Annotated in this window: 15 protein-coding genes and 2 tRNA genes; 4 read left to right on the plus strand and 13 right to left on the minus strand. The window is 70.6% G+C overall.

Annotation, left to right across the window (positions count from 1 at the left end; translation table 11 throughout):
- Positions 1-263 precede the first annotated feature (263 nt).
- The 4 genes from GFD30_RS13820 to pheA form a co-directional block, all read right to left on the minus strand.
- Positions 264-1,604, minus strand: a complete 1,341-nt coding sequence (locus GFD30_RS13820) for an MFS transporter (protein WP_153025785.1) — start codon at positions 1,602-1,604, stop codon at positions 264-266.
- Between the two features lie 311 nt (positions 1,605-1,915).
- Positions 1,916-2,506 carry a winged helix-turn-helix domain-containing protein gene (locus tag GFD30_RS13825; RefSeq protein WP_153025786.1) on the minus strand — a complete coding sequence of 197 codons (591 nt, stop codon included), beginning with the start codon at positions 2,504-2,506 and terminating at the stop codon, positions 1,916-1,918.
- 241 nt (positions 2,507-2,747) lie between these two features.
- Positions 2,748-3,365, minus strand: coding sequence for a GOLPH3/VPS74 family protein (locus GFD30_RS13830; RefSeq protein ID WP_153025787.1), 618 nt, complete (start codon positions 3,363-3,365; stop codon positions 2,748-2,750).
- Positions 3,366-3,401: 36 nt separating this feature from the next.
- Entirely contained in the window at positions 3,402-4,319 is a 918-nt protein-coding gene (gene pheA / locus GFD30_RS13835; RefSeq protein WP_153025788.1) for a prephenate dehydratase, read from the minus strand.
- A 261-nt stretch (positions 4,320-4,580) separates the two neighbouring features.
- Here pheA and GFD30_RS13840 point away from each other — a divergent pair.
- Both GFD30_RS13840 and GFD30_RS13845 read left to right on the plus strand, forming a co-directional pair.
- A tRNA-Glu gene (locus tag GFD30_RS13840) sits at positions 4,581-4,653 on the plus strand.
- A gap of 88 nt (positions 4,654-4,741) precedes the next feature.
- Positions 4,742-4,816 (plus strand) — tRNA-Asp (locus GFD30_RS13845).
- 135 nt (positions 4,817-4,951) lie between these two features.
- On the opposite strand, the gene GFD30_RS13850 is transcribed toward GFD30_RS13845, so the two are convergent.
- The 9 genes from GFD30_RS13850 to GFD30_RS13890 all read right to left on the minus strand — a co-directional run bounded on the left by GFD30_RS13850 (position 4,952) and on the right by GFD30_RS13890 (position 12,868).
- Positions 4,952-6,166: a tyrosine-type recombinase/integrase gene (locus tag GFD30_RS13850; protein WP_194201966.1), complete on the minus strand. Its 1,215-nt coding sequence runs from the start codon at positions 6,164-6,166 to the stop codon at positions 4,952-4,954.
- On the minus strand, positions 6,163-6,408 hold the full coding sequence (locus GFD30_RS13855; protein ID WP_153025790.1) for an excisionase family DNA-binding protein: 246 nt from the start codon (positions 6,406-6,408) through the stop codon (positions 6,163-6,165). Before GFD30_RS13855 ends, GFD30_RS13850 begins: the two co-directional genes overlap by 4 nt.
- A gap of 55 nt (positions 6,409-6,463) precedes the next feature.
- Positions 6,464-8,383, minus strand: coding sequence for a YfjI family protein (locus tag GFD30_RS13860; protein WP_153025791.1), 1,920 nt, complete (start codon positions 8,381-8,383; stop codon positions 6,464-6,466).
- Positions 8,384-8,419: 36 nt separating this feature from the next.
- Positions 8,420-8,641 (minus strand): hypothetical protein, encoded by a 222-nt coding sequence (locus GFD30_RS13865; protein ID WP_153025792.1) that lies wholly within the window; start codon positions 8,639-8,641, stop codon positions 8,420-8,422.
- A 132-nt stretch (positions 8,642-8,773) separates the two neighbouring features.
- The gene (locus GFD30_RS13870; RefSeq protein ID WP_153025793.1) at positions 8,774-10,897 is read right to left on the minus strand and encodes a cell division protein FtsK; all 2,124 of its coding nucleotides are present in this window, start codon (positions 10,895-10,897) and stop codon (positions 8,774-8,776) included.
- A 78-nt stretch (positions 10,898-10,975) separates the two neighbouring features.
- Positions 10,976-11,827 (minus strand): ABC transporter permease, encoded by an 852-nt coding sequence (locus tag GFD30_RS13875; RefSeq protein WP_153025829.1) that lies wholly within the window; start codon positions 11,825-11,827, stop codon positions 10,976-10,978.
- An 18-nt stretch (positions 11,828-11,845) separates the two neighbouring features.
- On the minus strand, positions 11,846-12,073 hold the full coding sequence (locus tag GFD30_RS13880) for a hypothetical protein (protein WP_153025794.1): 228 nt from the start codon (positions 12,071-12,073) through the stop codon (positions 11,846-11,848).
- A 104-nt stretch (positions 12,074-12,177) separates the two neighbouring features.
- Positions 12,178-12,339, minus strand: a complete 162-nt coding sequence (locus GFD30_RS13885; RefSeq protein ID WP_153025795.1) for a hypothetical protein — start codon at positions 12,337-12,339, stop codon at positions 12,178-12,180.
- A 91-nt stretch (positions 12,340-12,430) separates the two neighbouring features.
- A complete protein-coding gene (locus GFD30_RS13890) occupies positions 12,431-12,868 on the minus strand; it encodes a DUF3307 domain-containing protein (protein ID WP_153025796.1) in 438 nt (145 codons plus the stop codon).
- A gap of 167 nt (positions 12,869-13,035) precedes the next feature.
- Between GFD30_RS13890 and GFD30_RS13895 the strand changes: the two genes are divergently transcribed.
- Positions 13,036-13,917, plus strand: coding sequence for a winged helix-turn-helix domain-containing protein (locus GFD30_RS13895; protein WP_153025797.1), 882 nt, complete (start codon positions 13,036-13,038; stop codon positions 13,915-13,917).
- The gene (locus tag GFD30_RS13900; RefSeq protein ID WP_153025798.1) at positions 13,914-14,570 is read left to right on the plus strand and encodes an HAD family hydrolase; all 657 of its coding nucleotides are present in this window, start codon (positions 13,914-13,916) and stop codon (positions 14,568-14,570) included. The genes GFD30_RS13895 and GFD30_RS13900 overlap by 4 nt, the downstream gene beginning before the upstream one ends.
- Positions 14,571-14,764 lie beyond the last annotated feature (194 nt).

Genomic DNA, 14,764 nt, shown 5'->3' on the forward strand with positions numbered 1-14,764 from the left:
TGCAGCGCTTCCGTTCGCTCCCCCGGACGAATGAATTCGGGCCGGTGATGGACTCGCGAGCGCGAAACTGTCGGACCCTCGCGCAAACCTGGCGCCTACGGTCCCCTGTGGGTGGGCGGGGGCTAGGGATGGCCTACCTGTACTTCGCGCGCGACAGCGAACACCGGACGACGACGCCCCAGGACCGGGAAGGCCGGAGGCGCTGTGCGCCTCCGGCCTTCGTCTCCTGGTCGGAGCTTTCTCGCGGACCCGCCCGGGCTCTTTCACCATCCCCGCTGCGGGACCGGTGCTAACGCGGCCGCGCCGGCGAGTTCGGGCTGCGGCGCGGGGGCCGGGCCGGCCCCGGCCCGGTCGGTGCCGTCCGTACCGGTGCCCTCGGCTCCGGTGCGGTCCTCGTCGTCGCGGGCGGCGCGGCGGATGATCGGAAGGCAGGCGAGGACGATCGCGATCGAGGCGAGGCCGACCGCCATGAACGCGACCTGGACGTCCAGGACCGTCGACAGTGCGCCGCCGAGCAGGAAGCCGATGAGCTGGGCCGCGTTGACCGGGCCGTTGACCGCGCCGTTGGCACGGCCGCGGAACGCCTCGGGGACCCGCCGGGCCAGCGCGATGCCGAGCGCGGAGTTCTCACCGGCGTTGAGGATCCCGCCGATCAGGTTGAGCGGCACCATGAGCAGGACCGAGAACAGCGGCAGTCCCTGCCCGAAGCACACCAGGCCGACCCCGGCGAGGCACGCCATGAGCATCCACGCGAGCTGGACGTCGCGGTCGAGGCGGCGGATCACGGCGGCCGCGATCCAGGCCCCGGCGACCATGCCGAGCGTCCAGCACGCCTTGATGAGTCCGTACATGCTCTCGCTCGCGTCGTAGACCTCGCGGACGAGGAAGACGCTGAGGACGTTCACGGCGCACATCGCGGCGATCACGGCGCTGAGGCCGAACACCATCGCGGTGAGCAGGCGGTCGCCGCGGAGGCGCCACTTGGCCTTGCCGGACGCGGCACGCGCGGCCGGGTCGCGGCGCACGCCGCCGCGGCGGGTGCGGATGTCGAGGCAGAACAGGACGCGCAGCAGCGCGCACCCCGCGGCGAGCATGAGGGCCGCGCCGGAGGAGTGCGAGCCGATGACGAACCCGGCGGCGGCCGGTCCGGCCGCGAGCCCGATGAGCATGCCGGTCTGGACCATCGCGACGGCGCGCGGCAAGTCCTCGCCGCGGGCCATGACCGGGACGAGCGCGCTGACGACCGGCTGGTTGATCGCGGTCCCGCAGGCGTTCAGGATCACGAGGCCGTAGAGGGCGATCAGGTCGTCGGTGAACGCCATCGCGACGATCGAGGCGGCCTGGAGGAGCCCGGAGGACGCCATGAGCGCCCGGCTGTCGAAGCGGTCGGCCATGCGGCCGGCGACCCGGGAGAGCGCGACGAGGGGGAGCGTCGCGCAGATGATGAGCGCGGCGATCGCGAACCCGCCGTGGCCCTCGGTCTGCAGGCGGAGGGTGAGGGCGAAGTCGGCGGTGAACATGGCCGTTCCGGCGAGGAACGCGCAGGCGGCGGCGGTGTAGACGTCGGACCAGCGGGTCCCGTCGAGGAAGGATGTGAAAGACATATTTCGAAGATACTCTTTCACGCTTGGATGCGAAAGAGGTTTTTCAGATTTTTGAAGAAGTTCTTTCACGACTCAGTTCCCCTCGCGGTCCGCGCCGCTCGCAACCGAGTCCAACGGCGCGGATCCGAGAACCGCCTCGACACGGGAGGCATCGGTCCCGATCGCGCGGACCTCGTCATCCTGACGCCGCTCGCAACGCTCACCGGCAGCGCCGCACCACGCACCCGACCGACCCGTTCCTCGAGCCGGCGACCCGCCCCCATTCCGGCCGACCCGCCCCCAAGCCCTCGCCCCCAGCCGGCGCCGCGCGGTCAGATCCGCGGGAAGAGCCGGACCAGCACGCTGAAGACCAGCGTGCCGTCGTCCGGGTCGGCCCCCTGCTCGGCGCGCTTCACACCCAAGTCCACGTACTCCTGCTCCAGCGCCTGGAGCCGCCGCTTGAACTCGGCGGCCTCCTCCAGCGTCAGCCGCAGATTGCCCAGCATCACGAGCGAGGAATTCCGGATCTCTCTCGACACGTGCGCTCGCTTCTCGATCCAGCGCGTGAAGTTGCGCTCCTGCTGCTGCCGGAACGCCTCCCCCATGGTCTGCTCGATGACGAGATGGCTCTCCGGCGCATCGTCCTCGGCCTGGATCGAGAAGTTGTGGAGCAGCATCCGCCACACGCGCTCGCGGGCGTCGCCGCGGCTCGGAGCCTCCTCGATGAACCCCGCCTTCGCCAGCGTGCGCAGGTGGTAGCTCATCGCGCTCGGGGTCATCCCCGCGACTTCGGCGATCTCCGTGGCCGTCGCGCCGTCGAAGCCCTCGGCGCGGCGCTTCGCCAGGTAGTCGAACACGGCCATGCGCGCCGGGTGCGCAAGCGCCTTCATCCGCTCCGGGTCGGTGATCCTGGTGTGCTCCATGTCGACCCTTCGCGGCCCGCCTGCCTCGGGCGGCGCGGGCGGGGCCGGCGGCGCGGGGTCGGCCGGCGCCGCCGGAGGCTCCGGAACCGGCGGCGGCTCCGGCGCGCTCGGCGTCACGGGAGGCACCGGGGCCGGCGGCGGCTCGTCGCCCGGATGCGAAGCAGATGTTTCAGACATGGCTCAAGCTAACCACGTCAGCGGCCCGACCGCACCGAGGACTGCTCGGGAAATCCTCAGGCCCCTAGCTCGACGCCGCCGCGGCGTTCGCGCCGTCCCGGTTCGCGACCGCCTTGCGCGTCGCCGCGCCCACCCAGTGGGCCTCGGCGAACGCCTTGAACTCCTTGCGGGACGGCCGGGTCTGCCGGTCGGCGAACACCGCCTTCTCCATGCGGACGGCCGCCACGAGCGCCAGGAGTGCCGCCGTGCGCTCGTCGAAGCGGCCGGTCCGGACGGCGGAGGCGAGGCGCGTGCGGATGCCCGCCGCGGCGCTCCGGTGCTGCGGCCGGTACCGGTCGACCGGGAAGATCCCGAGGGCCTTCCCGCGCTCGCGCCGCAGCACGCCGGCGGCGACGAGCCCGTCCCGCACGGTCGGCAGGAGCCGCTTGGCGGTCCGCTCGACCGCGGCATGGGCCGAGCGCGGCTTGTCGGCGGCGATGGCGGCGAGGCGGGCGTCGACGACCGGGTCGCCGGTCGGAGCCGGGTCGAGGACGCGGACCTTCTTGCCGTCCAAGCCGATGCGTCCGGCGAGCGCGAGCTCGTACAGGACCGCGCCGCCGAGGCCGAGGTCGAGGTAGCCGGCGGGGCGGCCGGTCGTGCCGTCGTACGAGAGCAGCGCCAGCTCTTCCAGCAGTGTGGACATGACTCCAGCGTAAGCGGACCCGGCTTCCGGCGCGTCTCACGCGGTGCCGCCGCCGCGGAGCCGGTCGAGCCAGGCCGCGGCGTCGGCGAAGTCGGCGTCGCTCAGCCCCTCCGGGGGCGGGACGGGCCGGTCGGAGTGGTCTCGCGGGTAGGAGCCCAGGTAGCGGACGTCCGCGCAGATGCGGCGCAGGCCGGTGAGCGCCTCGCCCATGCGGGCCTCGGCGAGGTGGCCGGTGCAGTCGAGGAAGAACGCGTACCGGCCCAGGCCCTCGCCGGTGGGACGCGACTCGATGCGCGTGAGGTTGATGCCCCGGATCGCGAGCTCGGTGAGCACGGCCAGGAGCGCGCCGACCCGGTCGTGGTCGATGTAGACCACCAGCGACGTGATGTCGTTGCCGCTCGGCTCGGCCGGAGCCGCAGGGCGCACGACGTGCACGAAGCGCGTCTCGGCACCGGAGCTGTCGCCGATGTCGAACGCCTGCACCGGAAGTCCGACCGCTTCGGCGGTGAAGGGCGCGCACACGCAGGCGTCGAACTCGCCCTCGGCGACCCGCTGGGCGGCCTGGGCGGTCGAGAGGGCCTGGTGGACGACGGCGTGCGGGAGCTCGCGGCGCAGGAACCCGCGGGTCTGGGCGATCGCGTGCGGGTGCGAGGCGACCGTGGCGATCTCGGCGGGCGCCTTCGCGGAGGCGAGCACGAACGTGACCGGGAGGACGACCTCTCCGGCGATGACGAGCGGCTCGCCGCCGACGAGCTCGTCGACCGTCAAGGTGACGGTGCCCTCCTGGGAGTTCTCGATCGGTACGAACCCGGCGTCGACCTCCCCGCGGCGCACCGCCTCGAGGACTTCCACGATCGAGGCCATCGGCACGTGGACCGCGCCCTTGGCGGCCGGCAGCCGGCGGAGCGCGGCCTCGGTGAAGGTCCCGCGCGGTCCCAGATAGGCGAACTCCATGGACCAACGCTAGCAAGCCCCGCCCGGCAGGGCCGCGAGCAGCACTTCGGCCCCGGTGCCAGTCCACTCCGGCGCCCGCTCCGACCAGGAGTGCGGCGCCGGTTCACCGCGTCCGGCATGAGACGGCGGTCTCAACCGGCACCCGCCGCTGGCGGCTTCGCCGCTGTCGCGTATGCTTGTCGAGCCCAAGCGGAATTCCGCGGTGGTGAGCCGGAGTAAATGGAATGCGACTCTCCTTGTCGCCTGCCAGGATCAACGTGCGCCCCCATCGTCTAGTGGCCTAGGACGCCGCCCTTTCAAGGCGGTAACACGGGTTCGAATCCCGTTGGGGGTACAGCCCAGACGCGGCGCCGGTCACACGGCGGCGGCTGGTATAAATGGAGAGGTCTTGCGACCTTGACGAACTCGATCGAGTTCAACAAGGTCCCGTGGAGCAGCTAGGAGTGCTCGCCGCCCTGTCAAGGCGGAGGTCGCGGGTTCAAATCCCGTCGGGACCGCAGTGAAAACCCCCAGGTTTACCTGGGGGTTCTTTCGTTTCATAGGCTCTATGAGCGTCCATATCGACTCGTTCCCGCTTGCGCGGGGGCCAAAAGGGGGGCCACGCGGTTTGGCGTGGCCCCCCTTTTCGGCGCTCAGGACTCCTCGGCGGGCGGGTCCTCGTAGGCCCCGTTCATGACCTCCATGCCCCGGGTGATGACCGGTCGCAACTGCTTGCGGTAGACCAGCCGAGTCGTGCTCGTGCGTTTATGCCCAACGAAGTTGGCAATCTGCTCCTCGCCCGCCCCCCGGTCGGAGGCGACGGAGACGAAGGTGCGTCGCCAGTCGCGCGGGCTCCACCGCTTCGGGTCGAGTCCGGCCCTGCGCAGGATCGTGCGGTGCATCCGGCGGATGTTGCCCGCGTCCTTGACGGTGTCGTTCCACGTGCCCCACACGTAGCGGATGCCAGCCGATTTGTAGCCGCGCAGCTTGCGCCATTCCCGCTGCTCGCGCTGCCAGTCGATGAGCACTTGCGCGTTGTAGGGCGTCAGCGCGACCGTGCGGCGGGATTTCTCGGTCTTGGTGTCACCGCTTTCGCGGGTCGACTCCCACACCTCCAGGTGCGGCGGCAGCGTCTCCTCATGGACGCGTCCGCAGGTGCACCGCTCCCCCGCGACCGGGTTGGCGTGGGTGTGCGCCCACTCCAGGGGCCGCAACTCCTCGGCGCGGGCGCCGGAGTTGGCCGAGGTGACGTTGTACGAGAAGATCCACGTGCCCTGGCTGGCCTTGAACACCGCCCCGGCTTGCGCCTCGGTCATGGACTCGCGTTCGCGGGTCGGCCGCCCCTCGGGCAGGTCGACCAGCTCGGCGACGTTCCGGCCAACCTTGTCGCGCCGCTGCGCCCGGCGGATGGCGCGGCGCAGGATCGACCGGGCCTTCTTAAGGCTGTCGGTCGACAGATCGCCCTTGAGGGAATGAAGCCAGTCCTCCACGTCGTCGGCGGTCAGCTCCTTGAGCTTGATCCCGCCCAGGTGCGGCAGGACGTGCAGATCGATGATGCCCTTGTGCCGCTCCAGGGTCTTCGCTGCGCCCCTGTCCTCGCGTTCGAACCAGTCGAGCACCACGGCGGCGACCGTGAGGCTGTTCGACGTGTCGAGTCCGGCCTCGTGCTCTTTGACCTTGTCGCGGAGGTTCCGGCGGGCCTTGGCCTCGGTGGTGCCGTACGCCTTGAGGCGCAGGCGCTTCCCGGACTTGGTGCGGCCGAGAGAGATCTCGGCGCGGTAGGTCTGCTTGGCCTCATCCCAATAGACGGTGCCCTCACCCTTGGGGGCCTTCTTACGGCCCTCTGCGGGCTCCTGCGGCTCGTTCACGCCGAGACCCCCTGTCCCTCTTCGATGAGGAGTTGGCGGTACTCCTGGAGCCATTCGGCGGGGATGCGGGTGGCACGGCCGACCTTGACGAACCGGAGCCGCCCGGCGGCGATCTCCTCATACAGCTTGGAGCGGCCGAGGCGCAGGATCCCCCCAGCCTCGGAGACGGTGTAGAACGGCTCCACGTCGAGAGCGTCGGAGCGCACGGCGTGTGCATTGACGGTCGTGGTTGGGGCTGTCATGCTGGGTGTTCTTCCTTTCTTGGCGGACGGGAAGACAAGGGCCGGTGACGTGCTGCTAGGCGTGGTCATCGGCCATTGCCATGTCTGGGTGCAGGTCGTAGCGGGGCGAGGGCGGTCGGCCGCTGCGGCGGCGGGCGGCGGGCCGCTCGCGGAGGTAGCCGTGTTCGACCAGGCGGGCGACGGCGTCGCGGATGGCGGCGGCCGTCGACAGGCCCCGGCGGCCCCTCAGGGCTCGGTGCATGTCGCGGACGCTCATGCCCGACTGCCCGTGGCGGGCGAGCCAGTCGAGCAGGGCCACCGCGGGGCCGGTCTCGGGCCCGGCTCCCATGTAGGACCACACGCCGAGGGCGTGGTCGGCGAAGTAGTAGCCGAGCATGGTGGCGGCGTCGAGGGTGTCGGCCTCGATCGGCGAGGCGGCCCCGGTGTTGGGGTACTTCGCCAGGTGCAGCAGTCCGGCGAGGCGGACCACGGCGCCGGTCCACTTGTTCGCCCACGACAGGATCGGCTCCCACTCCCCGCCGGGGCCGAGGCGCGGCTCGCGGTCCCGCTCCAAGGCGACGACCTTGGCGCGCGCCTCGGGGGTGAGGTCGAGGACGACCGGCTCGGTGCGCGGGTGCATGGCGTGCACCAGGGCGCCGAGCTTGCGCCCGTACTCGGCCTTGACGGCGGCCGGGACCGGCGGCGGGGACGGGTTGCGGAACCCGACCTTGGAGGCGGGCAGGGTGAACAGGAACCGCGCCAGCAGCCCCCGGTCTTCGAAGCCGGGCATCCGGGCGGCGTCGCGGAGCACTTCGGGTTGGACGGCGAGGCCGAGGGTCAGCGCCGGGGCGGCGACGTACTCGGCCGGGGCCGACTTGCGGACGACGCGGAGCATGTCCCCGGCGTGGCCCTTGAGGAACGCGTCCAGGTCCGGGACACCGGAGTAGCGGCCCGCGATGGTCGCGAAGATCCCGCCCTCGGCCGAGAGGATCGCGAGGCGTCCGCCCTGCTCGGCGAGCAGGCTCTTGGCAGCCTCGGGCGTGATGTCGTCGGCGACCAGCTTGGGCGACACCGGGATCGTGATCTCGTCGGCCTCGCGGGCGGCGGACTTGGCGCCGTTGGCGAGGTCGGGGTCCCCGGGGTTCTTGGAGGCGGCGGCGAGGGCTTGCTCGGCGGCGCGGCGGGCGATCTCCGATTCGGTGACCGCTTCGATGATCCGGGGCCGGGCGTCCTCGGCGAGGGCGGCCTCGGCGTCGAGGATCGGGCGGACCATCGCCGCGAACACCGACGACTTGCGGTTGCCCGGCGGCAGCGCCGTGCAGGTGAACAGGTTGCACGGCTCCACCCAGTCGGGCCCGGCCTGGACGGCGAGGCGGCCTTGCACGGCCGTCGAGAGGACGGCGAGGGCGATCGATCCGGCGAGGTCGGTCGGGGTCTGGGTGGCCTCGGCGACGGCGTCGACCATGTCCCCGACCCAGTCGGGCAGGCACGCGGCCGGGAACGGCGGCAGGACGCGCGCCTCGGTCAGCGGCACCGGAGCGGGCCACGCCTCGCCCGGTGCGGCGACGGCGTCGAGGGCGGTGCGGGAGCGGTCGAGGACGGCAGCGACGCTCTCGCCGGTGGCCTCGGCGTACTGGTTGAGCCGCGCGGCGACCACCTTGATTTCCCGTCGGCGGGCGGCCTCGGCGATTCGGCCGGCGTAGTACTCACCCGAGGCGGGCGAGGAGACGGCGGCGATGCAGTCGTGCAGGTACGGGCCGCCGCCGACCTTGGCGAGGTGGCCCTCGTCGGCGAGGCGGGCGAGGACGGCGGCGGCCTCGGTGGGCGCGCCGTCGGCGTGCTGGGCGGCGATGGCCTCCCAGATGAGCCCGTGGCGGGGCACCTCGAACGATCCGGCGTCGATCAGGGCGGCGAGCTTGGGCACGGTGCGGCCGTCGAGCATGGCCGCACCGAGGACGATCTGCTCGGCTTGGTGGTTCGGGTCCTTGGCTTTCATGGCATTCGGTGTCCCTTCGAACGGTTGGCGGACGGGCTACTTGGTGCCGTCGCGGTATTCGCGGCGGGCGGCGTCGTAAAGGCGGCGGCCGAGGCGGACGCGTCGGCCGGTGCCGTGGCAGGCGTTGCAGTAACCGGCGGCGTTGCGGCCGTCGGATCGGCACCACCAGCAGCGGCCGTAGGGGAAGGCCCAGCAGCGGAAGAGGTAGGCGAGGGCGGCGGCGAGGCCGAGGGCGGTAGCGGCGAGTGAGAGGGTCACGGTTGCTCCATTCGGCTGGTTTTTGGGTGAGGTCGGCTAGGGGCGCTAGCGGCTAACGCCCTGATCAGGTGTGGTGTGGGGTGCTAGCGGGCCCGCTATCGTTAGCGCGGGGCCCGCTAGCGCTAGCGGCTCCTATCGGCCTCCGGTTCGGCCCTCGCGGGCCTTGTCGAGGTCGCCTCGGTTGAGGCCGCGCCGGTTGACGACCTCGCCGCCGACGCGGCGGCCGACGCCCTTGGTGGAGAGCCCGTAGGGCTTGACGGCGGCCGTCAGCGCCTCGGTCTTGGCGGTGTCGGCGAGGCCCGTCCACTGCCCGTAGACCTCGGGGCGCAGCTCGGCGAGGCGGTCGACCAGGACCGTGTTCCACACGTTGGCCTCGCCGCCGGGCCAGACGGCGGCGAGGTCGTCCAGGACGTGGTGCGCGGGAGCGGCGGCCGTGGCGGTGGCCTCGCCTGCGGCGTGACCGGCGAGGGTGCCGCGCTCGATTCGCAGGGCCCGAGCGCGGGCGGCGATGCGGTCGGCGGCGGGCCCGTCGACGAACGCGCCCTTGACGATCAGGGCCGCGTCGGCGGCACCGACCAGGTAGAACACGCCCCGGTCCCGCTTGGTGAACATGGTCGCCCGGATGCCGTTCTTGTAGGCCGAGGTCCCCAGGATCATGTCGTTTTCGACCTGGCCCATGACCCGCAGGCACGCCCTGGTGCCGACGTTCGCCGAGACGCCGGTCGGCAAGCTGTCCTTGTCGGGCCGCTGCGTCGCCAGCAGGAGGATGACGCCGAGGGCGCGGCCGAGCTTGACGACCTTCTCCGCCAGCTCGGCGGCCTCCTTCCCGTACTCGGGGTGGCTGAACAGCTCCTGGCACTCATCGATCGCGACGACGAGGGGGTGCAGGCCGAGGCCCTTGCGGCTCGCGAGTTCGGGCGTGACCTTGTTCTCGGGGCACAGGTCCCGGGGCAGGCCCTTGATGATCCGGGCCCGCCGCTTGCACTCGGCCCGCAAGTCCCGCAAGGCGATCAGCGCGGCCTCGATCTCCTCGTCGTCGGCACCGGAGGCGTAGCGGGTGGCGTACTGCTCGGCGAAGGCGAGGTCACCGGTCCCCTTGAGCTCGAACACCTGGACCTCGGCGCGGGCGTCGAGTCCGGCAGCGAGCACGGGCAGCTTGACCAGGAACGTCTTGCCCATGCCGGGAATGGACCCGACCAGCCAGTTCGTGTACATGAGGTCAGCGGTCACAGCCTTGCCCCTCGGGTCGACGCCGAGCGGGAACGGCGCGAACAGGTCGACCGTGCCGCCCTTGGCGAGCGGCCACGCCACGGCCTTGGCGTCGGCGAGGTCGGTGTCCCCCACCCACAGGACCAGGCGGCCCGGGTGGACATCGGACTGGCCCTCGGGCCACACACACCCGAGCGGGCGGGCGAGGGCGGCGGCGAGCTTGTCGCGCCGGTCGATCACCTCAACGGCGGTGGTCCCGGCGGGCAGGTCGATCACGGCCCGCCAGCCGGAGCCGTCGCGGCTGATCGGCTCGGGCCAGTGGATGCCCTCCCCGCCCTTGGCGATCGCCGTCAACGCGGCGATACCGATGCGCGACAACGCCTTCTCGACCATGGGCGAGGTCAGCGGGCGCAGCTTGACCTTGACCACGGCCCGGGTCACCAGCGGCTTGTCCGCAGGTTTCCCGGCGAGGCCGAGGGCGGCGACGGTCCCGCCGAGAGCCGACCAGGCGAGGGGGTCCGGGGCACCGAAGCCGAGGTAGAGACCCGCACCGGTCAGGCCGAGCGCGCCGGTGATGGTGAGCGCGCCCCGGAACCGGACATGCCGGTCCCGCAGGCGGACAAGGCCCTGATAGGCGGCGTAGTCGTGCGCGGTGACCGCGTCGGAGCGGATCGGGCGGCCCTCGGCGTCCGAGGCCCACCGCCAGACCGCGCCGACCACGCGGGCCGTCCCGACCGGGGACCACGCCGCCAGGCGCGCACCGTAGAGGGGCAGGCGCACCCCGTGGTAGGCGCACCGGTAGGCCACGAGCTTCCCGAACCGGGTCAGCTCGGCCGCCAGACCGGACCGCGACAGGACCCAGGCCGGGAGGATCGGGGCCCGCCGGTCGGCCTCGGGTGCGTTCCACGCCCGGTGCGCCTCGGCGTCGTCCACCGGGACGGCGGCCGCGTCGATGTAGTCCTCGTCCGGGGCGATGGTCTCGACCTCGGCCCGGTCGCCGTTCAGCTCGGCCTCGGCGGCCTTCCAATCGAAGTTCTCGATCGTCATAGTCGTTGGCTCCTTTCCAGTTCGGAGCGGTAGGGGCGGGGCCGGTCGAGCAGCTGACCGGCCCCGCCGGGGCGAGGTCTAGGCGTCTTCCTTGACCAGGTGCGCCAGGGCGGCGCCGAGGCCGAGGACGGCGACAGGGATGCAGGCGACGGCGGCGGTGATGAGCGGGTGCGCCGCAGGGACGTTCGCGGCCGACATCAGGTGGTAGGCGATCTGCCCGGCCGCGCCGATCCCGAGCGCCAGCAGCGCCGAGACGCGGGCGAACGCAATCGCCTTGGCACCGGCCCGGCCCGACAGCCAGACATAGAGCGCATAGGCGGAGTAGGTCTCCATCCCGATGGGGAGCGTGATGGACGTATCGATCACGAACGAGTCCGCGATGCCCGGGAGCGGGTGGACGGGCCCGAACCCGGCGAGCTGACCCAGGCCCACCCAGCCGGACCAGATAGCGACCGTGGCCGGGAGCATGAGCAGGAGCACGGGCCAGGTCGCCAGACGGCGGCGGGTCCGGGGCGGGTCCGCCTCGGCGGGCCCGGCGACCGGCTCGGCCGCAGTGGTGCCGGTGTCCGCCACAGCGGCGGGAGCGGGCGCGACCGGGTCTGCGAGGGTCGCGGCCTCGGGCTTCACCTCGGCCGGGGCCGCGTCGACCACGGGCCGGGACTCGCGGGTCTCGTCCTCAGCGGGCCCGGTGGAGGCCGGTGCGGCGGCGGGTTCGTGCGGGGCCGTCGCGGTGGCCGGGTCGGCCGGGGCCGGGTTCGGGACGTAGTCGGCGAGTTCGGCAAGGACCGCGTTGGCCTTGGGCGCGCCGATCCGCAGGCGGGCCTTGAGTTGGTTGCGGGACGGGATCGAACCCAGTTCGTCAGCCAGGGCCCGCGCCTGCGGGACCAGGTGCTCAACCGGGGCCGGGTAGGCGCTGCGCGTAGTCGTCATGGTCATCGGTGCTCACCCCTAGGACAGCGAGAAGGTCGGAAAGCCGGGGGCGAGGGTGTCACCGAGGGCGCGGTCAATGTCGAAGGCCACGAACCGCTCCGGGGCCGGGCCGGTGAGGGCGCGGTCCAGTTCGGCGAGGCCGGCCTCGATCTGCGGCCATTCGATCTCGATCGCGTCGAGTTCAGAGAAGGACGGCTCACCGTCGAGCCAGTCCGGAAGTTCGGGTGTTGCGAGTGCGGTGGTCATTGGTTGTCTCCCTTGGTGTCTTGGCGGACGGGAATGGCTTGGCATCATCAGCGCCGGAGGGGCCACCTACCGACGGACCACGGGCCCGGAGGCCCGGGTTTCGCCTACCAGCGGCCCTTGCGGGCGTCGGCGACCTTGCGCCGGGCGTCCTCGGCGGCCTTGGTGGTCTTCTGCTCGTCGCGCTTGGCGGCCTCGCGGGCGCGATCGCTCGCGAAGCGGTTCTGACCGACGACGGTGGTGCGGGTGCGGCTCGGGGTCTTCGGCATGGCGTTCTCCTTGTGCTGGTTGTGGCTTGGCATCGTCAGCGGGTCGGGTGCCACCCGGGCCCGGACCAGGCGGAGTGCCTGGTTTCGCCGGTCAAAGGGTCACGGTGATGAGCGCGGAGATCAGCAGCCATCCGAGGTGCCAGGACTGGTCGAGCTTGTAAGCGGCCTCGGGGTCGGCGTCGAGCCAGCCGCCGTGGCCGGTCAGCCGTGCCAGGGCCGCGAGGGGCTTGCGGCGGTCGATCACGTAGTGGGTGATGCCGTTGACGGCGAGGCCGACGGCCACACCGAGGACCGAGAGGGTGCCGAGGATGCCGAGAGCGGCGGTCACGCCGAGGACGGCGACCAGGCAGGTAGCAAGGTAGGTCAGAACATGCGTGAGGCAGGCCAGGTGACCGGCGGCCCCGGCGTTGCCCTTGGCGCAGGCGGAGGTGTGGGACTGGACCCAGTGGTCACCGACCGCGTGAGCGGCGTACAGGGTCGGCGCGACGGCGCCGAAGGCGAGAGCGGTCTCGATCTGCTCGGGGGTCATGTGGGGCCTCCTACGGCGTCTTGGCGGACGGGAGGACGCGAAGGAACGTCCTAACCAACCTGGCTAGCCAGGTTGGTTAGCAATGACCTTAGGGGTCTTGGCTAGCCATGTCAACCACTCTGGGCAGAAATTTCCATCCTGGCTAGCCAGGTGGTAGCCTGGCTGGCATGGAGGATTACACGGATGAGTACGACTACCTGGGGAAACTCGACCCAGATAGCACCGACAGCTCTTCAGTCCAAATCGCAAATCGCATCAAGGCCGCGATCCTGACTGGCAAGTTCGCCCCCGGCGAGACCCTGCCTTCAAACCAGAAGCTTCAGCAGCGCTTCGGCGTCGCCCGCGAAACCGTGAAGAGTGCGTTCAAGATCCTCACGGACAAGGAAAAGTTGGTGGTGACGCAACAGGGGCGCCTTCCCCGGGTTCGTGTCAAGACGCATCGGAGCGTTGAACTTCGTCCGCACGTGGAGGCGTTGTTTAAAGATGACCACGTCGCCATCGACTTCGCCGGATTCTCTGGCGAGACCCTGAAAGGCGTCGTGTCAGAGCCGCTAGACCGAATCCGGCTCGGTGAGCTGACCCCACAGGACGTCAAGCTGCGCGTCATGGTCTCCGACATGCGCATGCCGATGGCGCTGCCCACTCCGGTCGACCCTTCCTACGACGCCGAGGCGGTGACCAGTCGCATGGCTCGCATCACCGACCGCGCGTTGGAGTCGATCGTTAACGACGTGCACGAGCTAGAGGAACTCGGCCTGATCAACACCGGATCGGTTGAGGTCCGAATGCACGGGATCGCACCGGTGTTCAAGCTGTTCATCCTCAACGATTCCGAGGTCTTCTTCGGCTTCTATCCGATCGTCCAGCATGCGGTGCCGATCAATGGTGACCGCGTCGAGATTTTCGACCCGATGGGAAAGGACGCCAGCCTGTTCCACTTCTCAAGCACCGGAGAGGAATCCGAGCAGGGATCGATGTTCGTGGACTCCGCGCGCGCCTGGTTCGACTCGGTGTGGGTCAACGTCGCAACTCCTCGGAGCCTCGGATGAGGCTCGATCCAGAGGAAGTACTGCTGCGCAAGTCCCTGCTGATGCTGGACTTCGATGGGCCTGTATGCAGTGTGTTTGCCGGGTACCCAGCGCCCCAAATCGCACTGGAGCTAATCACCTCCATTGGTGAGCATTCCGCTCAGCTTGCCGCCGTGCTCAAGGGCGAGAGCGACCCGATGGAAGTGCTTCGGGCCGCGGCCCGGTCACTCTCTCGCGATCGGGTGAAGCAGATAGACGAGCAACTGAGTCGAGCAGAGATGAAGGCCGTCGAGACCGCCCAGCCGACTGCCGGCATGGCTGACCTGATTGAAGTTGCACGACGCGCGGGCATCGGAGTTGTGATCGTGAGCAACAACAGCTCGGACCCGATCGGCAGCTACCTGACGCGATGCGGCCTTGATGTGGCAGTCGATCACGTCATCGGTCGGCCCTTTGGGAGACCCGAACAGATGAAACCTGATCCCTACCTGCTCAACCAAGCCCTCAAAGTAACCGGCCTTCCGGCGTCCCGAGCTTGCTTCATCGGTGATTCGGTGACCGACGTTGAGGCCGGGCGGGCCGCCGGGGTTACAACCATCGGTTACGCGAACAAGCCCGGGAAGGCGGAGCGGTTGGAGAGAGCCGGGGTCCACTTCGTCGTGGACTCGTTCTGAGTCTTCCCTTGGACAGAATTGACAGAATGGACAGAACTCGGTAAAGCATGCCTTGAGCTGCGGAAACGCGAGCGCTCGGGACATGGACAAAACTCGGACAGAACTGTGACAGAACCCGGCGGCCGATCTCGGCCGCCGGGTTCTGTCCATGTCCGGCGGAGTTCTGTCACAGTTCTGTCCATGTCGCTGCGACC

This window comes from Glycomyces albidus (assembly GCF_009451885.1).
Classification (GTDB): Bacteria; Actinomycetota; Actinomycetes; order Mycobacteriales; family Micromonosporaceae; genus Glycomyces; species Glycomyces albidus.